This is a genomic window from Paenibacillus sabuli (assembly GCF_014705605.1).
In the GTDB taxonomy this organism is placed as follows: Bacteria; Bacillota; Bacilli; order Paenibacillales; family Paenibacillaceae; genus Paenibacillus_D; species Paenibacillus_D sabuli.
This window is the reverse complement of the sequence record NZ_JACXIZ010000011.1, coordinates 168,806-194,102: the sequence shown is the minus strand read 5'-3', so window position 1 is coordinate 194,102 and position 25,297 is coordinate 168,806. Positions and strand designations below refer to the sequence as shown.

At 61.8% G+C, this 25,297-nt stretch carries 21 protein-coding genes; 19 read left to right on the top strand and 2 right to left on the bottom strand.

What is annotated here, in order from left to right; all coding sequences use genetic code 11:
* The first annotated feature begins 40 nt into the window (after window positions 1–40).
* On the top strand, window positions 41–757 hold the full coding sequence (locus IDH44_RS05195) for a DUF421 domain-containing protein (RefSeq protein WP_190915368.1): 717 nt from the start codon (window positions 41–43) through the stop codon (window positions 755–757).
* Window positions 758–833: 76 nt separating this feature from the next.
* On the opposite strand, the gene spoVB is transcribed toward IDH44_RS05195, so the two are convergent.
* Entirely contained in the window at window positions 834–2,396 is a 1,563-nt protein-coding gene (spoVB, locus tag IDH44_RS05190) for a stage V sporulation protein B (RefSeq protein ID WP_190915366.1), read from the bottom strand.
* A gap of 194 nt (window positions 2,397–2,590) precedes the next feature.
* On the opposite strand from spoVB, the gene IDH44_RS26415 reads away from it, so the two are divergent.
* The 12 genes from IDH44_RS26415 (at window position 2,591) to IDH44_RS05130 (ending at window position 17,659) form a co-directional block, all read left to right on the top strand.
* Window positions 2,591–2,869: a post-transcriptional regulator gene (locus IDH44_RS26415; RefSeq protein WP_317890116.1), complete on the top strand. Its 279-nt coding sequence runs from the start codon at window positions 2,591–2,593 to the stop codon at window positions 2,867–2,869.
* A 97-nt stretch (window positions 2,870–2,966) separates the two neighbouring features.
* Window positions 2,967–3,869, top strand: coding sequence for a cation diffusion facilitator family transporter (locus IDH44_RS05180; protein ID WP_190915362.1), 903 nt, complete (start codon window positions 2,967–2,969; stop codon window positions 3,867–3,869).
* A 40-nt stretch (window positions 3,870–3,909) separates the two neighbouring features.
* Window positions 3,910–6,330, top strand: a complete 2,421-nt coding sequence (gene recJ / locus IDH44_RS05175; RefSeq protein ID WP_190915360.1) for a single-stranded-DNA-specific exonuclease RecJ — start codon at window positions 3,910–3,912, stop codon at window positions 6,328–6,330.
* Window positions 6,327–6,839: an adenine phosphoribosyltransferase gene (locus IDH44_RS05170; protein ID WP_190915358.1), complete on the top strand. Its 513-nt coding sequence runs from the start codon at window positions 6,327–6,329 to the stop codon at window positions 6,837–6,839. Before recJ ends, IDH44_RS05170 begins: the two co-directional genes overlap by 4 nt.
* A 129-nt stretch (window positions 6,840–6,968) precedes the next feature.
* Window positions 6,969–9,164, top strand: coding sequence for a RelA/SpoT family protein (locus tag IDH44_RS05165; protein ID WP_190915356.1), 2,196 nt, complete (start codon window positions 6,969–6,971; stop codon window positions 9,162–9,164).
* Between the two features lie 60 nt (window positions 9,165–9,224).
* Window positions 9,225–9,677 (top strand): D-aminoacyl-tRNA deacylase, encoded by a 453-nt coding sequence (dtd, locus tag IDH44_RS05160; protein ID WP_190915354.1) that lies wholly within the window; start codon window positions 9,225–9,227, stop codon window positions 9,675–9,677.
* A 75-nt stretch (window positions 9,678–9,752) separates the two neighbouring features.
* Window positions 9,753–9,920: a ferredoxin gene (locus tag IDH44_RS05155; protein WP_190915352.1), complete on the top strand. Its 168-nt coding sequence runs from the start codon at window positions 9,753–9,755 to the stop codon at window positions 9,918–9,920.
* Window positions 9,921–10,497: 577 nt separating this feature from the next.
* Entirely contained in the window at window positions 10,498–11,769 is a 1,272-nt protein-coding gene (hisS, locus tag IDH44_RS05150) for a histidine--tRNA ligase (protein ID WP_190915350.1), read from the top strand.
* The gene (gene aspS / locus IDH44_RS05145; protein ID WP_190915348.1) at window positions 11,766–13,595 is read left to right on the top strand and encodes an aspartate--tRNA ligase; all 1,830 of its coding nucleotides are present in this window, start codon (window positions 11,766–11,768) and stop codon (window positions 13,593–13,595) included. Before hisS ends, aspS begins: the two co-directional genes overlap by 4 nt.
* Window positions 13,596–13,640: 45 nt before the next feature.
* Window positions 13,641–14,396 carry a tRNA threonylcarbamoyladenosine dehydratase gene (locus tag IDH44_RS05140; protein ID WP_190915346.1) on the top strand — a complete coding sequence of 252 codons (756 nt, stop codon included), beginning with the start codon at window positions 13,641–13,643 and terminating at the stop codon, window positions 14,394–14,396.
* A gap of 283 nt (window positions 14,397–14,679) precedes the next feature.
* A complete protein-coding gene (locus IDH44_RS05135) occupies window positions 14,680–15,993 on the top strand; it encodes a replication-associated recombination protein A (RefSeq protein ID WP_190915344.1) in 1,314 nt (437 codons plus the stop codon).
* A gap of 352 nt (window positions 15,994–16,345) precedes the next feature.
* Window positions 16,346–17,659 (top strand): hemolysin family protein, encoded by a 1,314-nt coding sequence (locus IDH44_RS05130; RefSeq protein WP_190915342.1) that lies wholly within the window; start codon window positions 16,346–16,348, stop codon window positions 17,657–17,659.
* A gap of 330 nt (window positions 17,660–17,989) precedes the next feature.
* Here the strand turns inward: IDH44_RS05130 and mnmA are convergent, their stop codons facing one another.
* Complete coding sequence (gene mnmA, locus IDH44_RS05125) at window positions 17,990–19,129, bottom strand: tRNA 2-thiouridine(34) synthase MnmA (protein ID WP_190915340.1); 1,140 nt, start codon at window positions 19,127–19,129, stop codon at window positions 17,990–17,992.
* A gap of 283 nt (window positions 19,130–19,412) precedes the next feature.
* Between mnmA and cymR the strand changes: the two genes are divergently transcribed.
* From cymR to IDH44_RS05095, 6 genes are all read left to right on the top strand, one after another.
* A complete protein-coding gene (gene cymR / locus IDH44_RS05120; protein WP_190915338.1) occupies window positions 19,413–19,832 on the top strand; it encodes a cysteine metabolism transcriptional regulator CymR in 420 nt (139 codons plus the stop codon).
* A gap of 17 nt (window positions 19,833–19,849) precedes the next feature.
* Complete coding sequence (locus IDH44_RS05115) at window positions 19,850–21,001, top strand: cysteine desulfurase family protein (protein WP_190915336.1); 1,152 nt, start codon at window positions 19,850–19,852, stop codon at window positions 20,999–21,001.
* 16 nt (window positions 21,002–21,017) lie between these two features.
* Entirely contained in the window at window positions 21,018–21,545 is a 528-nt protein-coding gene (locus IDH44_RS05110) for a PRC-barrel domain-containing protein (protein WP_190915334.1), read from the top strand.
* A 16-nt stretch (window positions 21,546–21,561) separates the two neighbouring features.
* Window positions 21,562–21,762 carry a hypothetical protein gene (locus tag IDH44_RS05105; RefSeq protein ID WP_190915332.1) on the top strand — a complete coding sequence of 67 codons (201 nt, stop codon included), beginning with the start codon at window positions 21,562–21,564 and terminating at the stop codon, window positions 21,760–21,762.
* A 155-nt stretch (window positions 21,763–21,917) separates the two neighbouring features.
* The gene (locus IDH44_RS05100; protein ID WP_190915330.1) at window positions 21,918–24,365 is read left to right on the top strand and encodes a helix-turn-helix transcriptional regulator; all 2,448 of its coding nucleotides are present in this window, start codon (window positions 21,918–21,920) and stop codon (window positions 24,363–24,365) included.
* Window positions 24,355–25,287 (top strand): helix-turn-helix transcriptional regulator, encoded by a 933-nt coding sequence (locus tag IDH44_RS05095; RefSeq protein WP_190915328.1) that lies wholly within the window; start codon window positions 24,355–24,357, stop codon window positions 25,285–25,287. The genes IDH44_RS05100 and IDH44_RS05095 overlap by 11 nt, the downstream gene beginning before the upstream one ends.
* Window positions 25,288–25,297 lie beyond the last annotated feature (10 nt).

Sequence of the window (25,297 nt, the reverse complement as noted above, 5' to 3'; positions counted from 1 at the left end):
GCACGAGGGATGATCGTTAGGGAAGGGGGCGACGGGCGGGATGGTGGATATGACGAGCATTCTGATTCGGACGCTGCTGATGTATGTGGTCGTGTTCGTCGTCATGCGGCTGATGGGCAAGCGCGAAATCGGCAAGCTGACCGTATTCGATCTGGTCATCTCCGTCATGATCGCGGAGATTGCGGTGCTGGCGATCGAGGATGTAGAGCGTCCGCTGGCAGACGGCCTGGTGCCGATGGCGGCGCTGCTGCTCGTGCAGATCCTGCTGGCCTACCTGTCGATGAAGAGCAGAGTGGTGCGGATGCTGTTCGACGGCAAGCCCAGTGTCATTGTCGATAAAGGACGCATTAATTACGACGTGATGCGCAAGCAGCGGTACAATCTCGACGATCTGATGCTTCAACTGCGCGAAAATCAGATTGCCTCGATTGCGGATGTTGAATTCGCCGTACTCGAAACGAGCGGTAAGCTGTCCGTCATCAAAAAGGATGACGATACTAGCACGAAGGAGCAGGGAATCAAGGCGGATGAAGGCGATTCCGACACTTTAATTCCGCCGCGCTTTCGATACGAGACGCTGCCGATTCCGCTAATTATGGACGGCAAGGTGCAGGAAGAGTCGCTGGTCAAGCTCGAAAAGACGCGCTTCTGGCTCAAAAAGGAGATGCGCAAATTTGGCATTACCGACCTGAGGGACGTGCTGCTGTGCACGCTGGACCATCGCGGGCGCTTGTTCGTCGATCGTAGGGATAGCTGAGACAGCGGACCCGACATTGCATAGCCCGAGCCAATGCAACCGCCGGGCCAACGCATAACCGGTTCGGTTCATCGCGTCAGCCGAACCAACGTCCAATCAGAGGAAGCCGGCTCACATCGTGGCGGTCGATGATGCGCATGATCACCATGAGCAGCAAATAAACCGCCAATGCGCCGGAGAAGGCAATTCCCGCTCGCAGCCATTCAGCGTCGAGCGGCAAGCTGGTGAAGCACCAGCGCAGCGCCGCGCCCATAATGAGCATCGCCGCTGCGACCTTGCCCAGATCCGGCAGCTTGAAGCGGTAGCCGGTGCTTTTGGCTACGCTAAAATAATGCAGCACAGTGACCAGCATAATGTTGGCGTTGATGGCGAGCAGCGCGCCGTAAATGCCGAGCGCCGGGTTGCTCGCTAGCTGCGCGATCAGAATCAGCTTGACGCAGGCGCCGAAGAAGGTGTTACGCAACGCAACGCCGGGCTTGTCGAGCGCCTGCAGCGCCGCCTGCAGCGGACTCTGCAAATAAATAAACAGCGCAAGCGGCGCCATCAGCTGCAGCATCGGTGCGATCTCGGCATGATGAAACAGCAGGCGGCAAATCGGCTCGGCGAGCAGCAGCATGGCTACGACGAACGGCGCGCCGCTGACGAGCGCCAGCCGGATCGATTGATGCAGCCGCTTGCGAATGATGGCATGATCGCCGCGCGCAGCGGCCTCCGAGAGCGAGGGCACGAGCGAGACCGAGAGCGAATAGGTCAAGGCCGTCGGCAGCAGTACAATCGGAATAATCATGCCCTGCAACTCGCCGTACTGGGAGGTCGCCAGCGCAGTCGCCACGCCAGCCGCGACGAGCGCCCGTGCAATAAAGATCGATTCCAGCAAGTAGGAAAGCGAGCCGACGAGCTTGCTGAAGGTCACCGGAACCGACAATCGGAGCAGGCCCCCGAGCACCGGCGGTTCGGCTCTGCCGCCAGACGCGGACGGGAGGGCAGTGGGACGGCCCGTCTCGCGCCTGCGCTCGATCATCCGGTGTCCGAGCAGGACAGCCAGCCCCCCCAGTTCCCCGATCACCCCGCCGAGCATGGCGCCGGCGGCTGCCCATTCCAGCCCCCAGGGCAGCATCCAGCGGGCGAAAAACAACACGAACACAATGCGCAGCACCGTCTCGGCAATCTGCGAGTATGCGGTGGGCAGCATATTGTGGCGGCCTTGAAAATAGCCGCGGTAGACGGAGGAGACGGCGATAATGCCGAGCATCGGCGTCATGAACAAAAAGCTGCGATAAACCCGAGCATCAGGCAGCAGATGGGTCGTAATCCAAGGAGCGAGCAGCAGCATCAGTCCGGTGCAGGCGAGTGCGAGGCCAATCGTCAGCGTCATCGCGGTGCGAAAAATATGGCGCACGCGCCGCTCGTCGCCAAGTGCGAGCGCCTCAGAGGTCTGCTTGGATACGGCGAGCGGAATGCCGCCGGTAATCAGTGTCAGCATCACAATTAAAAACGGATAGCCCTGCTGGTACAGACCGACGCCCTCCGAGCCGATGAGGCGCGGCAGGGCGATCCGCGGCACGAAACCGAGAATGCGGGTCACGATGCCGGCTGCGAGCAGTATCATGGCGCCTTTCATAAAGGTTTGTTTGGTCACGTCACGGGTCCCTCGACTTTCTGCGGTAAAGTATGAGGCAGGGCTTGCCTTCGCTTATACAGCATATGCCGGGCATGTCCGGTTAAATGTCACACGTTTTTGCAAGCAGGAATTGCGGGGGGGCGTGTCGAATTACCCCGTGTCGGATTAAAACGTTGAACGAGCCAGACACCGCGAAAGGGGAAGCGCGCATAGTGGACGAAGAAGAGGAGCGGGCACAAGAGGAACGGAGCGTGTCATTGGAGGAGCTGAGCCAAGATATCGAGGTGCTGTGCGCCAGCAAGGCGGAAGAATTCCGCATGATCGGCTACGAGCATGTCGTGGGGGAAGAGATCTGGTCTTGCGTGAGCAGCAAGTACGCCAAAAGCGGACAGCCGCCGCTCTACCAGCTGGTCAACGATATTTTGTCGCTCAAGCCGACGGCATTTATGAATTTCATGACGCTTAGCGCCTATCGCGGCACCCATTTCTAAACGGATGGGGGCTTTTTTTTGACGTCATTTTGCAGGGTCGCTATAATAAAGAGCGAGTTGTTAAAAATGCAGGGATTACATAAACGGGGTGTCTGCAATGGCGAAATTGCCGCAAAACGAACAAGCCGAATCGTCCGCCCGCGCAGCGGCCGGGAGCGCCGGATTGGCGCTGCTCAAAGCGGTCGCGGCTGCGGCGACCGGGAGCGCGGCGCTGCTGGCGGACGCGATCCGCAGCGGCGCCCAAGCTGCGGAAGGGGCCGCGCCGGCGCTGATGCGCCGGGAGCAGCGTCTGAAGCGCGCGAATCGAAGCGACCGGGAGCGGGGGAGGAGCATGGCGGCGGTCACGCTGGTTGCCGGGCTGATCATCATGGTGCTCAGCCTGGAATTGGGACTCGAGGCGATCCGCATGCTGCTGAGCGAGGAGCCGGCCGCGCCGCGCTGGTGGGCGGCCTTGATCGTGCTCGGCGCCTACGCGCTGGGCGAGCTCGTACTGCCGCGCTCGCGCAGGCGTGTCGAGCAGGTGCTGGCGCTGATCGCCTTGATCGGGACCGGCGGCGCTTATCTGGGCGCAGTACTGGAGCTGCGCCAATTGCTCTATCTCGATCCGGCGGCGGCGCTGGCGATCGCTGCCCTGACCGTGGCCGGGGGCTACCGGCTCATCAGCGGCATGCTGCTGGAGCGGCGCGGGGCGGGGCTGCGCGAGGAGAGCCCGGAGGAGATGACGGCGTTCGTGCAGCGTATCGAAGGCGTTATCACGATTGAAGAGATTCATGCCTGGGAGCGGGGACACTATGTCGCAGTGGAGATGCGCATCAGTGTCAATCCTCGCATTACGGTGCTGGAGGCGCACGAGATCGCCAAGCGGACCAAGGAGCTGCTGCTCAGGCGCTTCCTTCACGTGACGGACGTGACGGTCACGGTCGATCCGTACGATCCGGGCTACCCGTACAAGTCCAATCACGATCCGAATCAGCAGCCGATGCCGACGCTCCTGCAATAGCACGTCAATAATCGCGCAAGAGGACCGGGGAGGAAAACCATTGATTGAAGCCAGAACGACATGGCGGCTGGAGCCGTTGACGGAGGCGCAGCAGCAGCAGTGCGACGAGCTGACGAAGCTGCCGCTGCCGCGGCTCGTCGCCGAGCTGCTCGTGCGGCGCGGCATCAGCGATGCCGCTGCCGCACGCGTTTTTTTGTACGGAGAAGGCGAGGCGCCGCATGATCCGCTGCTGCTCGCCGGCATGGAGCAGGCCGTCCGGCGCATCCGCCGGGCCGTCGATACGGGCGAGCGCGTACGTATTTATGGCGATTACGACGCCGACGGCGTCAGCTCAACCGCGCTCATGATCCGTCTTTTTGCCGAGCTCGGTCTAGACTATGATTATTATATTCCGCATCGCCAGCTCGAGGGGTACGGGCTGAATGCCGCAGCGATCGAAAAGGCGGCGGAGCGCGGCGTGACCTTGATCGTCACGGTCGACACCGGAATCAGTGCAGTGGAGCAGATCGCCCTCGCCCGCGCGCGCGGCGTCGACGTCGTCGTCACCGATCATCACGAACCGCCTCAGGTGCTGCCGGAGGCCTGCGCGATCGTCAACCCCAAGCTGCCGCACTGCGGCTATCCGTTCAAGGGGCTGGCAGGTGCGGGGGTCGCATTCAAGCTGGCGCACGCCCTGCTCGGGCGGCCGCCGCTGGAATGGGCCGATCTGGCGGCGCTGGGCACCGTGGCTGACCTGATGCCGCTCGTCGGGGAGAATCGCTGGCTCGTCAGGCAAGGGCTGCAACGGATGCAAGCCAGTGCCAACAGCGGCCTGCGCGCGCTCGCCGAGGTAGCCGGCGTGCGTCTCCCGGAGCTGACGTCGACGAATGTCGCGTTTGCGCTGGCGCCGCGCATCAACGCGAGCGGCCGGCTCGCGCATGCCGACGAGGCCGTAAGCCTGCTGGTCGGCGACGATCCCGAGGAGGCGATTGCGGCCGCTACGCGGCTCGACGAGCTGAACAAGCAGCGCCAGCGCATGGTGGCGGATATGACCGAGGAGGCTGCCGAGCTGTGGCAGCAGCGGCTCGAGGCGTGCTCGGCGGCAGGGGAAGCGGCGCCGGCGGCGATCGTGGTGACGGCGCCGCACTGGAATGTCGGCGTCGTCGGCATCGTCGCCTCCAAGCTGGTTGAGCGCTTCTACCGGCCGACCGTCGTGCTCGCGCTCAATGAAGCGACCGGCTTGTGCAAGGGCTCCGCGCGCTCGATCGAAGGCTTTGATCTCTATGCCGGTCTGCAGAGCTGCGCCGAGCTGTTCGAGCATTACGGGGGTCATCAGGCCGCCGCAGGCATGACGCTCTCGCGGGAGGGCGTGCCCGAGCTCGAGCGCCGGCTCGGCGCGGCTGCGCTGGCGCAGCTGCGACCGGAGCAGTGGCAGCCGACGACACAGGTCGACGCCGTATGCACGCTGGAGGAAGCGAATCTGCGTACGATCACGGAGATGGCCGCCCTCGAGCCGTTCGGCGCGGGCAATCCGGCCCCGCGCATCTGGCTGCGCGGGGCATGTGTGGAGGAGAGCCGCGCGATCGGCAAGAGCGGGGCGCATCTCAAGCTGACGCTCGGCGGCGGCGGTAGGCGGCTCGAGGCGCTGCGCTTCGGAGCGGGCGAGCTGGCCCGGCAGCTGGCGCCCGGCGTTGCGGCCGAATTCGTCGGCGAACTGGCTGTCAATGAATGGAACGGCACGCGCCGGCCGCAGCTGCTCGTGAATGATCTGAGCGTGCGTGAGATCCAGATCTTCGATTGGCGCGGGGACGCAGCGGGCCTCGAGCGCTGGCTCCAGGATGCCGCGCCGGGGCGCGTGATTGCCGCGGTGGGCGCGCCGGAGCCGCGGCAGGATATCGCGGCAGCCGCTGTGCGCGGAGCGGGCGGGCCCGCAGTCGAGCGGCTCGCCTATGCCGATCTGCCGGAGCGCCTCCGCTGTACGGACCTGCTGCTTGTCGGGCGTCCGCCGTCCGCGGCCCGCCTGGCGGAGCTGCTGCAGCGCTGTCCGCAGCTGGAGCGGATAGCGGCGCTGTATCCGTCAGGGCGCAGCGATCGCGCCGGTTTTCCGGAACGCAGTCATTTCATCGCCGTCTACCAGCAGCTGCGCAGCGGAGACTGGCAGCGGTGCGCACCCGAGACGGCGGCGATCCGGCTCGCCGAACGGACCGGCTGGAGTACGGGGATCGTCCGCATGATGTTGGACGTATTCGCCGAGCTGGGATTCCTTACGCTGAGTGCGCAAGGGATCGAGGTGGCTGCTGCGCCGCGCAAGCGCGACCTCGGCGAGTCGCCGCTGTATCAGGCCGCGCAGCGCCGGCACGCAGACGACCGGCTGCTGCATGCGAGCACCGCGGAATTGCGCGAATGGATGGCCGGCCAGCTAAGCCCTCGAGCGGGAACGGATGTCACGGACAATAGAGCAAAGGAGCTGCTTAACCGATGAATTTAAAGGAATATATTCGCGTCATTCCGGACTTCCCGGAGCCGGGAATTCGCTTCAAGGACATTACGACGCTGCTGAAGGATGGGGCGGCATACCGAACCGCCATAGACGGTCTGAAGGAAATGGCCGACGGGCTGGGGGCGGAGGTCGTGACCGGGCCCGAAGCGCGCGGCTTCGTCATCGGCGCGCCGCTGGCGCTGGCGCTGGGCGTGGGCTTCGTGCCGATCCGCAAGAGCGGCAAGCTGCCGGGCGAGACGGTCGAGGCCGCCTATCAGCTCGAATACGGCAAGGATCGGCTTGCGGTGCACAAGGATGCGATCCAGCCGGGACAGAAGGTGCTGATTGCCGACGATCTGCTCGCCACCGGCGGCACGATTGCGACGACGATCGACCTCGTTCGCCAACTGGGCGGCGAAGTCGTAGGGGCGGTTTTTTTGATCGAGCTCGGCTATCTTTCCGGCCGGGACAAGCTGGCCGGCATTCCGACCCATTCGCTGATTATGTACTGATCCCCCGCTCGCGCGCGCGAATCGACCCGGCCAGCTGTTGACGACAGGCGGCAGGAACAGGCATAATATGAAGAAAACTCGGAAATTACGGCGACGCCAACGCGCGGACTTTTTCGGAAGGGACGTTTCATGGGTATTGAGCAGTTATTGGAAAAGGCATCGGCTTATTTAAAAGAACATGATCTGCAGCACATCCGCGAAGCCTACGATTTTGCCGAACAAGCTCATCACGGCCAGGTCCGAAAGTCCGGAGAGCCTTATATATTGCATCCCGTGGCGGTAGCGGACATCCTCGTGAATATGCACATGGACGTCATCTCCATCATCGCCGCGCTGCTGCACGACGTGGTCGAGGATACGACCGTGGCGCTGGACGAAGTCCGCGTGCGCTTCGGCGAGACATGCGCCATGCTCGTGGACGGCTTGACCAAGCTTGAAAAAATCAAGTTTCGCTCCAAGGAGGAGCAACAAAACGAAAATTACCGCAAAATGTTCGTGGCCATGGCCCAGGACATTCGCGTTATTCTGATCAAGCTGGCGGACCGGCTGCACAACATGCGGACGCTGAAGTTCCAATCGGAGGAAGCGCAGCGCCGCATCGCATACGAAACGCTGGAAATTTTTTGTCCGATCGCGCATCGGCTCGGCATCTCGGCGATCAAGTGGGAGATGGAGGATATCGCGCTGCGCTACCTCAATCCGCAGCAGTATTACCGTATTGCTAATCTGATGAAAAAAAAGCGGGCCGACCGCGAGCAGCACATCGACGACGTCATCGGCGGCATCGCCGAAAAGCTCGAGGAGATGGGCATTCACGGCGACATATCGGGACGTCCGAAGCATATCTACAGCATTTATAAAAAAATGACGAGCCGCAGCAAACAATTCAACGAAATCTACGATCTGCTGGCGATCCGCATCATCGTGGACAATATCAAGGATTGCTATGCCACACTCGGCATCATTCATACGTTGTGGCGGCCGATGCCGGGCCGCTTCAAAGACTATATCGCCATGCCCAAGGCGAATATGTATCAGTCGCTGCATACGACGGTCATCGGACCGAACGGCGAGCCGACCGAAGTGCAGATTCGAACGTGGGAGATGCATCACACGAGCGAATACGGCATCGCTGCGCATTGGGCGTATAAGGAAGGCATGGTCGTGCCCGAGGGCAGCTTCGGCGATAAGATGTCGTGGTTCCGCGAAATCTTGGAGCTGCAGAACGAGACGCGCGATGCGGCGGAATTCATGGAATCGCTCAAGATGGACTTCTTCTCCGACCTCGTATTCGTGTTCACGCCCAAGGGAGAGGTATTCGAGTTGCCCGCCGGATCCGTGCCGCTGGACTTCGCCTATCGCGTCCATACCGAGGTCGGCAACCGGACGATCGGCGCCAAGGTCAACGGCCGCATCGTGCCGCTCGATCACAAGCTGCGCACCGGCGACATCGTTGAGATCCTGACCTCCAAGCATTCGTACGGCCCGAGCCAGGATTGGCTCAAGATTGCCCAATCCTCGCATGCCCGCAGCAAAATCAAGCAGTGGTTCAAAAAAGAGCGGCGCGAGGAAAACGTGGCCAAGGGGCGCGAGCTGCTCGAGCGGGAAATCAAGCGGCTCGGCCTGGAGCCGTCGGCGTGGCTCGTCGATGACAAGCTGCAGGAGGTCGCTGGCAAATTCACGTTCAACGACATCGAGGACATGCTCTCGGCGATCGGTTTTGGCGGCATTACCGCAGCCCAGATCACGACTCGCCTGACCGAGAAGATGCGCAGGGAGGCGGAGGAGGCGAGTCAGCTCCAGCTCTCCTCGGAGGTCAAGGAGGTCAAGGGCGCGTCCGGCTCGGCCGCGGCGCAGGCCAAGCGGCGGCCGACGCACGGCGTGCGGGTCAAGGGCGTGGACAATCTGCTCGTGCGCTTCGCGCGCTGCTGCAACCCGGTGCCCGGCGACGACATCGTCGGCTATATCACGCGCGGGCGCGGCGTGTCGGTGCATCGCTCCGACTGCAATAACATTCCGGCTGTCGGCGACGGCGAGGAGGCGGCCCGCGTCATCGAGGTCGAGTGGGAGGACGCCGTCGAGGCGAATTACAGCGTCGATATCGAGATCACGGGACACGACCGGCGCGGCCTGCTCAACGAGGTGCTGCAATCGGTGGCGGAGAGCAAGACCAACATTGCCGCGGTCTCGGGCCGCTCGGACAAAAACAAGCTGGCGATGATTCATATGACGATCCTCATTCGTAATATTGAGCATCTGCATGCCGTGGTCGAGAAGATCAAGCGCGTGCAGGACGTGTATTCGGTGCAGCGGATCATGCAATAGCGGCCCAGCAAGGCAGCCGCGACAGACAAGGCAACGGAAGGGCAAAGGATGTGACGCAACATGCGCGTGCTGGTGCAGCGCTGTAAACATGCGGCGGTCACGGTCGGAGGCGAGACCGTCGGCCAGATCGGGAGCGGCCTGCTGCTGCTGGTCGGATTCACGCATGACGACACGGAGCGGGAGGTCCGGCAGTTGGCCGAACGCGTCACGGGTCTGCGAATCTTCGAGGACGAAGCGGGCAAGATGAACGCTTCCGTGCGCGAGATCGGCGGCGAGCTGCTGTCGGTCTCGCAATTCACGCTGTACGGCGATTGCCGCAAGGGACGCCGCCCGAACTTCATGCAGGCCGCGCGACCGGAGCAGGCCGCCGCATTGTACGAGCTGTTCAACGCGCAGCTCGCCCTCTCCGGCCTCCAGGTGGAGACCGGGCGCTTCGGCGCGATGATGGACGTGGAGCTGACCAATTGGGGGCCGGTGACGCTCATGCTGGAGAGCCCTCCTTCCCGTGATTAGGCCGTGAGTAGACGAACCGCCTCCGGCGCACACTAAGCCCAAGATGTGCATTCGGGTTCCAAAGGAGGCGGCGCCATGCGGCGCGGGGCAAAGGAGCAATGCGTGCTGCGCGGCCAATCGAGCCTGCAGCAGCAGGAGCGCGGCGAGGCCTGCGCGGTCGAGGCCGCGGAGCGCGGCGGCGGACCGGCCGAGCAAGCGCGTCTGCGAGGCGTCTGTGCACTTGGACCTTCGGAAAGCGGCTAATCGACCGGGCGAGGAAGCGGCAGGTTATAGGTGTGATAACGTTTTATTTTTTGTAATGCAACTGTAACGTGTGCAACATCATTCTTTAATGTCCGTCGCCTATACTAATAGTCGACCCCCTTTTTTTAATATAATTTCTTTGGACCTGCGAATTGTCGTAGGTTTTTTTTCTGTCTGCTTGACATCGGACGTGCTGCCGGGTACAATCAATTATCGATATGCTGCCCGTTCGAGGCAGCGCATAACGACGATTCGATGACGGGACAGTTGTAATTCGCCCCCGCCTACCCAGAGAGGATCGCCCCGGCTGCAAGCGATCTTATGGCGAACGGATGAGAGGACCTCCCCGAGAACGGACAGTGAACCGGCTTGTCGCCCTCGCCGCCTGCTGAGGAGGAGCACCGCCGCATTAGCAGTCGCGCGACTAGCGGACGTTACCCGCCCGAGCGGACCGGAGCGACTGAGCCCGGACCGGAACAGATGGGTGGTACCACGAGAGCAGCCGAGCTCTCGTCCCGGGCAGACGATGCCTCGGACGAGGGCTTTTTTTACATTTTACCCGACGGAGGGATGGACGATGGCTTTTCAGAAGGCAAAAGGAACGCAGGATCTGCTGCCCGCCGCGATCGGCACCTGGCAGTACGTCGAAGCAGCGGCGCGCGAGCTGTGTCGCCGCTACGGCTTCCGCGAGATTCGCACGCCGATGTTCGAGTCGACCGAGCTGTACCAGCGCGGCGTCGGCGAGACGACCGATATCGTGGAGAAGGAAATGTACAATTTCGAGGACCGCGGCGGCCGCAGCGTGACGCTGCGCCCGGAAGGGACGGCCGGCACGGTGCGCGCGTATGTAGAGAACAAGCTGTACAGCGAGCCCGAGGTGGCCAAGCTGTATTACATCGGGCCGATGTTTCGCTATGAGCGGCAGCAGGCCGGGCGCTACCGGCAATTTCACCAATTCGGCATCGAGGCGCTCGGCGCGCTCGATCCGGCGCTCGACGCCGAAGTAATCGCGCTCGGCTATGATTTCTTCACCTCGGTCGGCCTCAAGGGCGTGCGCGTGGAGCTGAATTCGGTCGGGACGCCCGAGATTCGAGCGGCCTTCCGCGAGCGGCTGCTCGCCTTCCTCGAGCCGAAGCGCGAGCTGCTGTGCAAGGATTGCCAGTCGCGCATGGACCGCAATCCGCTGCGCGTGCTCGATTGCAAGCACGATCAGGCGCATTTCGAGGGGGCGCCTTCGATCCTGGACAGCCTGGATGAGTCGTGCGCGACGCACTTCGACCAGGTGCGAGCGCATCTGGATGCAATGGAGATTCCGTACACGATCAACTCCCGGCTCGTGCGCGGACTCGACTATTACACGCATACGGCCTTCGAATACAAGGCCGAGGGCATCGGCTCGATCGACACCGTCGGCGGCGGCGGCCGCTACAACGGGCTGGTCGCTGACATCGGCGGCCCGGACCAGCCGGGCGTGGGGCTCGCGATCGGGCTGGAGCGGACGGTGCTGCTGCTGGAGAGCCAGCAGACCGAGCTGCCGGAGACGACGCGCGCCGATGTCTATGTGGTCGGACTCGGCGAATCCGCCGCGCAGGCGGCGACCGGCGTAGCGAAGCGGCTGCGGGGCGCAGGCCTGGCGGTAGAGCGCGACTACGGCGGGCGCAAGATGAAGGCGCAGCTCAAGAGCGCGGACCGCTATGAGGCGCGGCTGGCCGTCATCCTTGGTGAGGATGAGCTGGCGCGCGGCGAGGCGGTGCTCAAGGCGATGGCGAGCGGGGAGCAGCAGACCGTCCGACTGACGGAGCTGGAGGCGCAAGTAATTACCCAATTGAAGGAGATGGATGCACAATGATAGCGAAGACGCATGATTGCGGACGGGTGACGAAGGCGGAGGTCGGCCAGACGGTCGTATTGAACGGATGGGTGCAGCGGCGGCGCGACCTGGGCGGGGTGTTGTTCATCGACCTGCGCGATCGCAGCGGCATTATGCAGATCGTGTTCAACCCGGACTTCTCCGGCGAAGCGCTGGCGATCGGAGACCGGGCGCGCAGCGAATACGTGCTGGCGGTCAAGGGGACGGTCGTCGAGCGCGACCCCGAGACCTTCAATCCGAACCTGGAGACGGGCGAGATCGAGGTACGCGTCACCGAGATCGAGATCATGAACGCGGCCAAGACGCCGCCGTTCCCGATCGAGGACGGCGTCGAGGTCGATGAATCGCTGCGGCTGAAGTACCGCTATCTCGATCTGCGGCGTCCGGAAATGCAGCAGACGCTGCGACTGCGTTCGAAGGCGGCCAAGGTGTTCCGCGACTTCCTCGACGGCGAGGGCTTCCTCGAGGTGGAGACGCCGATCCTGACGAAGAGCACGCCGGAGGGCGCGCGCGACTATCTGGTGCCGAGCCGCGTGCATCCGGAGGAATTTTTCGCCTTGCCGCAATCGCCGCAGATCTTCAAGCAGCTGCTGATGGTCGGCGGCCTGGAGCGCTATTATCAGATCGCCCGCTGCTTCCGCGACGAGGACCTGCGCGCCGATCGTCAGCCGGAATTCACTCAGGTCGACATCGAGACGTCGTTCCTGTCGCAGGATCAGGTGCTGGAGCTGATGGAGCGACTCGTCGGCGAGCTGATGGCGCGCACGGTCGGCGTCACGATCGAAGCGCCGCTGCAGCGCATCACGTATGCTGATGCGATCCACAAGTACGGCTCGGATAAGCCGGACCTGCGCTTCGGCCTGGAGCTGCGCGACATTACGGACCTGGTGGCGGGCAGCGATGTCAAGGTATTCGCCAATGTGGCCGGCTCCGGCGGCGTGATCAAGGCGCTCAACGCCAAGGGCTGCGCCACCTGGAGCCGCAAGGAGCTCGACGACCTGCAGCCGTTCGCGGCGCGCTACGGCGGCAAGGGACTGGCCTGGGTAACGGTCAAGGAAGGCGAGTGGCGCGGACCGATCGTCAAGTTCTTCAAGCCGGAGGAGATCGCGGCGCTGACTGAGCGGCTCGAGGTCGAGGAGGGCGATCTGCTGCTCTTCTCCGCGGACAAGCTCAAGGTCGTCGCCGACGTGCTCGGCAATCTGCGGCTGAAGGTCGGCAAGCAGCTCGGTCTGATCGACGAATCGGCGTTCAAGTTCGCCTGGGTGGTCGACTTCCCGCTGCTCGGATGGGACGAGGAGGCGAAGCGCTACGTCGCCGAGCATCACCCGTTCGCGCGTCCGCATGACGACGATCTGCATCTGTTCGACAGCGATCCGGGACAGATCCGGGCGCAGGCGTACGATCTGGTGCTCAACGGCTACGAGGTCGGCGGCGGCTCGATGCGGATCTACCGCCGTGAGGTCCAGGAGAAGATGTTCGCTGCGCTTGGCTTCACGCCGGAGGAGGCGCATGCGCAATTCGGCTTCCTGCTGGACGCCTTCGAATACGGCACGCCGCCGCATGGCGGTATCGCCTTCGGCTTCGACCGGTTGGTGATGCTGCTGTCTGGCCGCACGAATCTGCGCGAGACGATCGCGTTCCCCAAGACGCAGAGCGCCTCGGACCTGATGGTCGACGCGCCGTCGCAGGTGGAAGCGGCGCAGTTGGAGCAATTGCATGTACGCACCGTGCCGAAGCCGCAGACGAAGCAGCAGGCGGGCGGACCTGCGCCGGCAGCCCAGACCTCGGTCAAGGACGGCGTATAACCAGAGGTCGTTCACTGCGAACGAGCCTACGAAGGGAGTGAATCGATGCTGCATCAATTTTCTCGCACCGAGCTGGCGATCGGACCGGAGGGCCTGGACGTGATGAAGCGCAGCACCGTCGTCGTGCTGGGCATCGGCGGCGTCGGCTCGATCGCCGCGGAGGCGCTGGCGCGCACCGGGATCGGCCGCATCATCCTGATCGACAAGGATGTCGTCGACATCACCAACGTCAACCGGCAGATTCACGCGCTCACCACGACGATCGGTCAGCCCAAGGCCGAGCTGATGCGCGAGCGCATCGGGCTCATTAACCCCGAATGCGACGCCGTCGCGCTGCGGATGTTCTATACTGAGGAGACGCACGAGGAGCTGTTCGCCTGCAAGCCGGACTATGTGATCGACGCCTCGGACACGGTGTCGTACAAGATTCATCTCATTCTGCAGTGCCTGCAGCGCGGCGTGCCCGTCATTAGCAGCATGGGCGCGGCCAACAAGATGGACCCGTCCAAGTTCCAGGTGGCGGATATCTCCAAGACGTCGATGGACCCGATTGCCCGCGTCGTGCGGCAGCGGCTGCGCAAGGAAGGCGTGCGCAAGGGCGTCAAGGTCGTCTTCTCCACCGAGGAGCCGAAGAAGCCGCGCGCCGACGTGACGCAGCGCATCGTACCGGATAATGCGCCCGAGATCCGCAAGGCGCAGCAGCCGCCGGCCAGCAACAGCTTCGTGCCGCCGGTCGCCGGTCTGATCATGGTCGGCGAGGTCGTGCGCGACCTGCTGAAGCAAGGCGGCGTAGATGTCTGAGGTCGGCGGTGCGCAAGCGCCCGACAAGCGGGACCAGCGCGACAAGTACGATAAGCACGACAAGCGCGATAAGCACGACAAGTTCGACATGTACGGCAAGTGAGACCAGCGCGATAAGCACGCCGTGTACGATTTGAAGGCTGACGGCCCGTCGGAAGAGCTTCCGTCGGGCCGCCGCTCTGTTTATCAGCCTCCGCGAGCATTTCTGCCATCCTAGTGGCGAACGTGCATTCCTGCATGGTAAAATGAGAGGACAAGCTGCTGCCAGAGAAAGGTGGGCACCATGGACCTGTTTTCCTATGCTAATGAAGAAAAGCCGCAAAGCCGACTGCTGGCCGATCGCATGCGTCCGCAGTCGCTCGAGGAATATATCGGCCAGGGCCATCTCGTCGGCCCGGGCAAGCTGCTGCGCCGGGCGATCGAAGGCGATCGGGTCAGCTCGATCCTGCTGTACGGACCGCCGGGCAGCGGCAAGACGACGCTGGCGCATATCATCTCGCTCGGCACGCAGGCCGAATTCGTCAAGCTCAACGCCGTCGACGCGACAGTCAAGGATGTGCGCGAGGTGATCGAGCGGGCCAAGACGAACAAGTCGATGTACGGCAGCAAGACGATCCTCTTCCTCGACGAGGTGCACCGCTTCAATACGGCTCGTCAGGACGCACTGCTGCCGGCGGTGGAGCAGGGGATCATCGTCTTCATCGGCGCCACGACGGAGAATCCGTTCCACCACGTCAACGGCGCCTTGCTCTCTCGCGCCACGCTGTTCCAGCTCGAGCCGCTGACCCAGGCCCATTCACTGGAAGCGATGCGCCGCGCGCTGGCGGATCGCGAGCGCGGGCTCGGCTTCATGGATATCCGCGCCGACGAGGAGGCGCTGGCCCATCTGGCAGCGATGGCCGGCGGCGATATCCGCCGCGCGCTCAACGCGCTCGAGCTGGCCGCGGTGACGACGCCGTCCGAGCCGGACGGCTCGGTGCGGATCACGATGGAGGTCGCCGAGGAGTCGATTCGCAAGCCAACCGTGCAGGCTGATCCATCGACGCAGTACGACGTGTTGTCGGCCTTCCACAAGAGCGTGCGCGGCTCGAGCGACGCGGCGCTGCTCTGGTTCCTGTACGCGGTGGAGAAGCTGGGCATGGACCCGATGGTGTTTCTTCGCCGCCTGATCGTCGCCTGCAGCGAGGATATCGGACTGGCGAATCCGCAGGCGATGGTACAGTCGGTCACGGCGATGGACGCCTATCACAAGATCGGCTGGCCCGAGGCCAAGTACAACATCGCGCAAGCGATCCTGTTCGCCGTGGAGAGTCCGAAGTCCAATGCGGCGGCGCAGGCGATCGGCCGAGTCACGGAGGCGATCGAGCGCTCCGGCACGCTGCAGGTGCCGCTGCATCTGCGCGACACGCATTACCGCGGCTCCGAGCAGCTCGGCCATGGCGGCTACAAGTATCCGCATGATTATCCGGGTCATTACGTCGACCAGCAGTATGCGCCCGATTCGCTGCGGAGCGCGTCCTTCTATCAGCCGAGCGCGCAGGGGACCGAGGGCAAGCTGCGGCACAATCGGCGACTGCGCGACAAGGGCGAGCGCTGATTCAAGCCGGCGCCATGCGGGGTAAATGGCGCATAAGACGAGTTATTCGGATGAATCGGGCGAATCCGGTCAAAAAACATTCATAAAGGCCAGCCTGTGCCGAATAATTATCGATATGCCGGATTTTCCCCGGTTTGACGCGGGTGACCGCGATGATCTATGCTAGTAGTATTACGCTTTACCCCTAAGTAAAGCGGCTGTTGAAATGGTTTTCATTTTGAATTAAATTTATGTACCCGAAGGAGGTGTACCTGATCTTCGCCGCCCGCCCGGCGGGAAGTGCGGAGACAGGGAATCGTTGGAAGGCGACCCGTTACCGATAATCACGCTATTGTTCAATGCGATACTGATTATGTTTCTGGTATTTTTAAACGGATTTTTTGTGGCGGCGGAATTTGCCATGGTCAAGGTGCGCGGCAGCCGCATCGATATGCTGGTCGGAGAAGGTAATCGGCGTGCGAAATTCGCGACGCATTTGACCAACAATCTGGATGCGTATCTGTCGGCATGTCAGCTCGGCATTACGCTTGCATCGCTCGGATTGGGTTATGTCGGCGAGCCGGCCATCGCGCACATTATCGAGCCGTATCTGAAGGCATGGTTCGGACTGAACGACACCGTCATCAGCACCATTGCGTTTTTCATTGCGTTTGCCATCATTACGTTTCTTCACATTGTGATGGGCGAGCTTGCGCCGAAGACGCTGGCCATCCGCAAATCGGAGCAACTTACTTTGCTTACGGCGGCGCCGCTGGTGTTGTTTCACAAGATCATGTATCCGTTTATTTGGTTCCTCAACGGGACAGCCAATTGGCTGCTGCACCGCTTCGGTGTTGAACCTGCGTCCGAGCACGACTCGGCGCATACGGAAGACGAGATTCGCATTTTGATGAAAGAAAGCCATAAAAGCGGGCTGATCGACAACACGGAGCTGACGCTGGTCGACAATATTTTCGACTTCGCGGAGACGACGGCGCGCGAGATTATGATTCCGCGCACCGAGATGGTCTGCCTGTACGCGAATCTGCCGTTCGAGGAGAATCGCAAGATCGCGATGCAGGAGATGCACACCCGGTTCCCGGTCTGCGAAAACGACAAGGACAACATTATCGGCTTTGTCCATATCAAAGACCTGCTGAAGATTGAAGACCGTCAGATCGCCAGCATTACCGAGATCGGCCGGCCGGTGACGTCGGTGCCGGAGTCGATGCAAATCAGCACGCTGCTCAAGCTGATGCAGAAGAAAAAGACGCAAATGGCCATTCTGATTGACGAGTATGGCGGAACGTCGGGTCTGGTCACGCTGGAAGATATTATGGAGGAAATCGTCGGGGAGATTCAGGATGAATTCGACGAGGAGCGTCCGGATATCGAGCGCAAGGACGATTCGACGTATTCGATCAACGGCTTGCTGCTGATCGAGGAAGTCAACAGCTTTTTTGGGATTGAGATTCCGAACGAAGATTACGATACAATAGGCGGCTGGATCTACTCGCAGATCGAAATTCCGCCGCGCGAATATCAAAAAATCAGCTATCGCGATTCGCATGATTTCGTTATCGTGGAGACGGACAACATGCGCATCTCGCGCATCGAGGTGCGGATGCTGGCCAAGGCGGCGAGCGCAGTGCCGCTCGAGCTGGAGCCGCATGCGGAGACGGGATAAAGAGCGCGTGCGGAGATGGGATACAGAGTACCATGAGGGTACGAGATCAGCCGTTTTCCCGATTGCACGGATTCATAGGAACGAACTAAACGAATTCGGCGTCCAAGCCGGTCATTGCGTTGACCGGGCATGGACGCCGTTTCTTTTGAATATGATTGAGCAAAAATCAAAGAACAAAACGTATGGCTTGCAGCTGTATGGACTGGCGACTGGCGCAACCCTCGCGGACGGGGGAGCGCCATGGTCGTGGGAGCCGCTCGCCAAGGACGAACAACTTTAACGGACACCAGCGACGCTTAGCGGTCATTTTCTCCACATCCATGGCCCAAACTACTCGCTAAGCGTCGCTGGCAAAACGAGCGGCTCGAGCGGATCGGCGCATTCGATCGTCGCGCCGCCGAGACAGACGTCGCCGTCATAGAAGACGACCGCTTGTCCGGGTGTAATCGCTTTTTGCGGCTCGTCGAAGCGGACGTCAACATTGCCTTTTGCATCGCAGACGAGCGACACGCCCTGATCGGGCTGGCGGTAGCGGAATTTGGCGGTGCAGCGCACCTCGCCCTCGGGCGGCGCGCCGGCAATCCAGTTGAGTCCGCTGGCGTGCAGGCCGGTCGAATATAGACTCGGGTGCGCTTCGCCCTGGACGACGTACAGCGTATTGTCGGCCAGATCCTTGGAGCAGACGAACCAGGGTTCGCCCGTGCCCGAGCCGCCGATGCCCAGACCCTGGCGCTGCCCGAGCGTGTAATACATGAGACCGTCGTGCTTGCCCTTGTCCGCGCCGGTACGAATATCGATCATCCGGCCCGGCTGGGCGGGCAGATACTGGCTGAGGAAGGCTTTGAAATTGCGTTCCCCGATAAAGCAGATGCCGGTGCTGTCCTTTTTGCGCGCGGTTGCGAGTCCCGCTTCCTCGGCGAGCGCACGCACCTCGCGTTTTGGGAGATGGCCGATCGGGAACATCGCTTTGGCCAGCTGCTGCTGATTCAGCGCATGCAGGAAATACGTCTGGTCCTTGCCGGCATCGACGCCGCGACGCAGCTCCAGCATGCTGCCGCTCCGGCTGCTGCCGAGCTGCGCATAATGGCCGGTAGCGAGGTAATCGGCGCCCAGCTCCAGCGCCTTGTCGAGAAATTCCCCGAACTTGATCTCACGGTTGCACATCACATCGGGATTCGGCGTGCGGCCTTGCCGGTAGGCGTCGAGAAAGTAAGCAAATACCTTGTCGTGGTATTCCTTCTCGAAGTTGACGGTATAGCAGGGGATGCCGATCTGGTCGCAGACGCGGCGCACGTCCTCGGCGTCGGCTTCGGCCGTGCAATGGCCGAATTCGTCGGTATCGTCCCAATTTTTCATATATATCCCGATTACATCATAGCCTTGCCGCTTGAGCAGCAGGGCGGTAACCGAGGAATCGACGCCGCCGGACATGCCGACGACGACGCGTGTCGAAGCATTTGAATTGGACATGGTCGTGCCCCCTTTGCGTTGTGCCTGGTCGAGATACGATTCGAGCGCAAGGTTCATTATACCATATCTGAAAATAAGGATGAGCGTGTTGAAAATTATTATGCGTATGTAAAAGCTTTTTTCGCAAAAGCGGATCAAATATGCTAACATATAAGGATAATGGGAATAAAGAGATTTAGCGAGAAAGCGCAAACAAGCTAAAGGTTTTTGGATACCGATACCGAACCTATTACAACAGCGCTTTTTGCAACGTAAGCAGAAGGCTGGAAAAGAGGGATAACGCGTGAAAATTTCCACAAAAGGCCGCTACGGCCTGACCATCATGATGGAGCTGGCCGGCAAGCACGGCGAAGGTCCGACCTCGCTCAAGAGCATTGCCGAACGCAACCAGCTCTCGGAGCATTATTTGGAGCAATTGATTGCGCCGCTGCGCAATGCGGGCTTGGTCAAAAGCATTCGCGGCGCCTATGGCGGCTATATCATATCGAAGGAACCGGAGGAAATCACATCCGGCGACATCATCCGTATTCTGGAAGGTCCGATCTCGCCGGTTGACTTCACGGAGGAGGACGATCCTGCCAAGCGCGACTTGTGGCTGCGCATTCGCGACAGTATCGCCGGCGTGCTGGACTCGACCACGTTGGCCGACCTGATCGCGTTCAACGGGGATAAGGAACTCGACAGCTACATGTTCTACATCTAAGCGCGGGAGGGAGCAAAGTGCGACAGATTTATCTCGATCATGCCGCCACGACGCCGCTTCACCCGTCGGTGCTCGCGGCGATGCTGGAGGTGCTGGAAGGTCCGCCCGCCAACCCCTCCAGCGTCCACGCCTTCGGCCGGCGCGCGCGGGCGCGCGTCACGGCCGCGCGCGACAGCTTGGCCGAGCGGCTCGGCTGCCGGGCGGAGCAGCTCGTCTTCACCTCCGGCGGCACCGAAAGCGACAATCTGGCGCTGCTCGGCACAGCTGCTGCGATGCGAGGACGCGGCCGTCGGCATATCGTAACCAGTGCAATCGAACATCACGCCGTGCTGCATACGTGCGAGCGGCTGGAACGGGAGGGATTTGACGTCACGCGGGTACAGCCCGATGCGCAAGGCATCATCCACGCGGAGCAGGTCGCGGCGGCGCTGCGCCCCGATACGGGCCTCGTCAGTGTGATGATGGTTAACAACGAGCTCGGCACGATCCAACCGATCGCGGACATCGGAGAGCGGGTGCGCGCCGCCGGGGTGGTCATGCACGTCGATGCCGTGCAGGCGCTCGGCAAGCTGCCGCTTGACCTGCGCAAGCTGCCGGTCGATCTGCTCAGCCTGTCGGCGCACAAGATCAACGGGCCGCAGGGAGTCGGCGTGCTGTATGTCGCGCCGCGCACTTCGCTGCATTCCCAGCTGTTGGGCGGGACGCAGGAGCGCGGCCGGCGCGCCGGTACGGAGAACGTGGCCGGGATCGTCGGCATGGCGCGCGCGCTGGAGCTGGCCGAGGCAGGCAGAGAAGCAGCCTGGCAGCATGCGCAGCTGCTGCAGCGGACGCTGCTCGAGCGGCTCGCGGAGCGGGATGATATCGAATATGCGATTAACGGGGCGGACGCCGAGCGGGTGCCGCATATCGTCAATCTGCGGCTGCGGGGCGTCGGCACCGAATCGTTGCTGATGAATCTCGACCTGGAGGGCGTGGCTGCGGCGAGCGGCTCGGCCTGCAGCTCCGGCTCGCTGCGTACGTCGCATGTGCTGCAAGCAATCGGCATGCCGGAGCTGGGCGCCAGCGCGGCTGTGCGTGTCAGCTTCGGAATTGGGAATACTGTGGAGGAGATTGAATACGCGGCCGATAAACTTGCAACCATTTGCGCCCGTATTCGTACTACGCACTAGGAGGCCTTCACAGACCGTGCTTAAGCTGCAATCGCTGATTGGATTGCCGATGATTGACCAGGCTTCGGGCAGGCGCGCCGGCACCATCCAGGACATCTGGTTCGACGAACATTGGCAGCTCGCCGGTATGATTACTCGCGCATCGCGCTGGGGCAGACGCGGCATGACAGTGCTGCGCTGGCGTCATGTCGCCGCATGCGGCGAGGATGCCGTGCTGCTGCACGAGCAGGCGCTCGAGGAGCGGCTCCCGGAGGGAGAGATCGTCCGTTGCTTCCACACCGGGCTTGTCCGGCTCAGGAACCTTCCGGTGATGACGCTGGGCGGCCTGCAGCTCGGACGCGTATCCGATGTTTATTTTCACCAGGATGAGGGTACACCTATAGTAGGCTATGAATTAACGGATGGTTTTATTTCGGATCTTAGGGAAGGGCGCAGGTGGCTGCGAATTGCAGCGTACCCCGATCAAGTCACGCTCGGCGAGGATGCGATTCTCGTACCGGCGCGCGCTGAACAAGACCTGGAGCAGGCCACTTCGAATCGGTGATTAGGGAGAAATGCAAATGAGATGTCCAAATTGCAACTCAAAGGATATCGGCAAAATTGGATCCCATCAATTTTATTGCTGGGGCTGCTTTATCGAACTGAACGTCAGCGGCGAGAAAATGTCGGTCTACCAAGTGGAAGAGGACGGCACCCTCAGCTCGCTGGACGATTTGTTTTTTGAGGAAGAAATGCAGCACATCCAAGCCAACGGGATGTAGCAAAGCGCTAGACGGCCCTTTCATGGGCCGTTTTTTTTTGCACGCGCGAGCGGATCAAAAAATAGAGGCTCAGGCATCAAAAATTGAACATGCACGGCCGTTTGCAATCGGGTATCCTTAAGAAAGGAAACGGTTGCAGAAGGGGGGGGCTCGCCTTGCGTACGAAGCGCTCGGTATTCGCACAATTTTTCATCAGCTATTTTCTGCTGTTTCTCGTGCCGGTTATCGTCGTAGGCATCTTTACTTACGTCTATCTGACGCGCGCCGCCGAACAGGAGGCCGAAGCTTCGGCCTCGCAATGGCTGACCCATTATGCCGAATCGGTGGATGAGCAGTTGGCGCTGCTGCAGGAAGATATGATTCAGACGGTTGAATCCGCGTCGATCGGCACGTATTTGCGGCTGGCGCGGGAAGGCGACCTGGCGCGCAACCCGGACCGCGTGCCGCTGCTGCAGGAGCTGATGCGTCAGCTCTATCAGACCTACGACGACAAGCCGGCGATCGGACATGCCTATTTGTTGTTTGCTTCGACGGGCAAGGTGCTCGATGCCAACGGGTACTACGAGGCGGAAGCCTACTTTCGTACCCACAATCGCATCGAGGATGCGTCTGGCGAATTTGGCGATCCGATGTCGTCTGACACGGCGAAGCAAGCGCTATTTACCGGCAGACGGTTGCAGTATATTTTGCCTGCGACGGAGATCGGCGTCTATGACGCGTTTTTGGGTACTCTCCAAAGCCGCGAGCGCCGTGTCATGGTGATAACCGGATTCCCGCTGCATGCACGCGATCCGGACGGCTATCTGGTCGTGAACCTGCGCGAGGACAAGCTGCGGGAAGGGATGCTGCCGGTGGAGCAGGCCTCGCGCCACATAGTGGTGCTGGGGGAGGACGGTCAGATTATCACGCAAGGCGGTGCGCTCGGCGAGGCGGCGGCAGCGCTGCTCCGCAACAACGTCAATCGCGAGCTGACGGACTTGCTCGGCCAACCGGGCGAGATTGAGCTGGACGGCCGGTTGTATCGCTTGCAGTCCATCGCCTCCGGCTACAATGGCTGGACCTACGCCAGTCTGCTCGATCTGGAAGCGCTGCATTATCCGATGACCGTCATCACGCGGGTATTCGGCGGGCTGCTGCTGTTGTTTTTGATCGCCGGGCTGCTGATCGCGTACGGCTTCAGCCGGAGGATGTATCGTCCGATTCGCACGATTCGTCAGAGGTTGGATCATTTACCGGGCTCTCCAGTTGGAGAGGGGGACAATGATTACGATGTCATCACTGAGCGCTCGCAGGCGCTGATCACGAACAACCGGTCCATGCATCAGCAGATCGACGGCATGCGCCCGATGATCCAGGAGCATTTTTTGAGCCGGGTGCTGCTCGGCGAGTACAAGGATGATCTGGCTATCTCGATCTATGCGCGCGAGATCGGACTGCGACTGCCGGAGCGGACGCGGCACGAGGTTCTGGCGGTGGAGCTTCGCTATCACGGTGACGCCGCCGCTTCCCTCTCCGAGACGGCGAAGGCGTTTCAGATCATTGAGCTCAAGCACGCCATCCTGCGCATGCTCGCCGGGGCGGGCTGGGTCTGTCAGGTCGAGCCGCGTCGGCTGGCGGTGATCGCCGAGCCATGCAGCTCCGACGCGGACGGGAGCGAACAGAGCGGCGGGCGTAGCGTATGGGGAACAAGATTGCTTCAAGCTGCCGAGGCTTTTCAACCTTACTTCAAGGCGACCATTGCCGAGAGCGGTGCGGCAGTGCGTCCGGCGTTGCTGTCGCGGGCATATGACGAGGCGTCCAAGCTGCTGGAGAAGCGGCGCTTGGGACGTCTGCACGAGAGGATCGCGCCAAGTGACGGCGACTCGGATCACGGATCGCGCGAGAGCTGCCTGACGCAGAGCGAGGTTAACCGGGTGGCGCTCAGCGTCCAGGGCCGGGATGCGAGCGCTACGGCTGCTCTCGTCGCGCAGTTGCTGGACGAAGCGCTGCTGCGCGGTCTGAGCGCGCCCGAGGCGCAGTCCTGGGGACTGGATTGCATCAACACGCTGATTCGCAGCTGCGGAGGCGCGCAGCGGGCAGACTTCGCGCTGGAGCGCTGCCGCTTGTGGTATGATCGGCTCCAGCAATGCGGCGATCAGTCGGAGCTTGCTTCCCTTCTGAAAGAGGTATGCCAGGCGCTGGTTCGTTCACCGCAGGACGACGCGGCGCGACCTGGCATGTTCGATGAGGTGCTGACACATATTCACGCGAACTACGACAAGGACCTGACGCTGGAGCATTACGCTGCGCAATACGGCATGTCCATGGGGCATTTCAGCCGCTCCTTCAAGGAGGCGGTCGGCGAGAAATACATTGACTATCTCACGCGCTACCGGTTGCGTAAGGCCAAGGATATGCTGCTGAGCACGGATATGCGCATCGACGACATCTCCGCAGCGGTCGGCTATGTCGGACGCAATTCGTTCATCAATCTGTTCAAGAAATTCGAGGGCCTCACGCCCGGCAAATACCGTAGCCTGCACCAGGGCGGCAAGCCGGGGACAGCGGGCCAGGCAGAGCGGTCTGCCTGGCGAAATGGAGGGGAAACATACGATGGCGCCTAACAAAGACAAAAAGCCGGCAAGAGCGCTGCACGACGACATCGACTACAACCCGCGCTGGAACGCCGCCGTATCGGCCCGTCTGAGCGACAGCCCGATCTACGTGCAGAGCGATCGCCTGGCAGATCGCAGCAAGCGGCGGCTGCACCGCCAGCCGGGCATCGAAATTCATTTGACGCATCGGGGCGAAGCGGTGTTCGTCACCCCGGGCGGCATGATCCGACAGGCGGCGCGGCAAGTCATGCTTGTCGGCGACCGGGTGCCGCATCAGGCCATCGCCGACCCGGCGAGCGATTATCGGCGCACCGTCGTCTGTGCGGCATGGACAGCAGCTACGGCCGGTACGGAAGGACCGGACGTGGGATGGCTCCCGGCGGAGCCGTGGGAGAGTCTAATGCTGACGCCGGAGGCGTATTCGGAGGCGGCGTCGCTCTGCCGCCGTATGGAGCGCGAGCAGCAGATTCGCAGGCCGGGCTGGGAGCGCATGCTGCTGGGGTTGTTCCTGGAACTCACCGTATTGCTCGAGCGCAGTCGCGCCGCGCGGGATGCGGACGTCGCAGGGCTGGACAAGACGACGCAGCGCCCCGTCACGGAGCTGATTGCGGCTTGCGCCGCTTATGTGGAAGAGCGTCTGCACGAGGACCTGTCACTACGCGCCACGGCCGAGCACTTCGGCGTCAGCTCCGAGCACTTGACGCGCTCGTTTCAGAAGGAGCTGCACCTTAGCTATTATCAGTACGTGCTGTTGCAGCGCGTGCTCCGCGCCAAGCAGGAGCTGCGCGAGCAACCGCGCGCTTCGATTACGGAAATCGGCCTGATGTGCGGATTCTCCTCGTCCTCGCATTTCAGCCGCGTCTTCCGCGAGCTCACCGGCCAGGCGCCGCGCGACTATCGTCGCGAAGCATCCGGCCAAGAGGTCAACTAATCGCATCCCC

Coding starts and splice junctions, on each gene's coding strand:
- IDH44_RS05195 (WP_190915368.1), top strand. CDS start 41: ATGGTGGATATGACGAGCATTCTGATTCGGACGCTGCTGATGTATGTG.
- IDH44_RS05180 (WP_190915362.1), top strand. CDS start 2,967: ATGGCGAAATTGCCGCAAAACGAACAAGCCGAATCGTCCGCCCGCGCA.
- IDH44_RS05170 (WP_190915358.1), top strand. CDS start 6,327: ATGAATTTAAAGGAATATATTCGCGTCATTCCGGACTTCCCGGAGCCG.
- IDH44_RS05165 (WP_190915356.1), top strand. CDS start 6,969: ATGGGTATTGAGCAGTTATTGGAAAAGGCATCGGCTTATTTAAAAGAA.
- dtd (WP_190915354.1), top strand. CDS start 9,225: ATGCGCGTGCTGGTGCAGCGCTGTAAACATGCGGCGGTCACGGTCGGA.
- IDH44_RS05155 (WP_190915352.1), top strand. CDS start 9,753: ATGCGGCGCGGGGCAAAGGAGCAATGCGTGCTGCGCGGCCAATCGAGC.
- hisS (WP_190915350.1), top strand. CDS start 10,498: ATGGCTTTTCAGAAGGCAAAAGGAACGCAGGATCTGCTGCCCGCCGCG.
- aspS (WP_190915348.1), top strand. CDS start 11,766: ATGATAGCGAAGACGCATGATTGCGGACGGGTGACGAAGGCGGAGGTC.
- IDH44_RS05140 (WP_190915346.1), top strand. CDS start 13,641: ATGCTGCATCAATTTTCTCGCACCGAGCTGGCGATCGGACCGGAGGGC.
- IDH44_RS05135 (WP_190915344.1), top strand. CDS start 14,680: ATGGACCTGTTTTCCTATGCTAATGAAGAAAAGCCGCAAAGCCGACTG.
- IDH44_RS05130 (WP_190915342.1), top strand. CDS start 16,346: ATGTTTCTGGTATTTTTAAACGGATTTTTTGTGGCGGCGGAATTTGCC.
- mnmA (WP_190915340.1), bottom strand. CDS start 19,129: ATGTCCAATTCAAATGCTTCGACACGCGTCGTCGTCGGCATGTCCGGC.
- IDH44_RS05105 (WP_190915332.1), top strand. CDS start 21,562: ATGAGATGTCCAAATTGCAACTCAAAGGATATCGGCAAAATTGGATCC.
- IDH44_RS05095 (WP_190915328.1), top strand. CDS start 24,355: ATGGCGCCTAACAAAGACAAAAAGCCGGCAAGAGCGCTGCACGACGAC.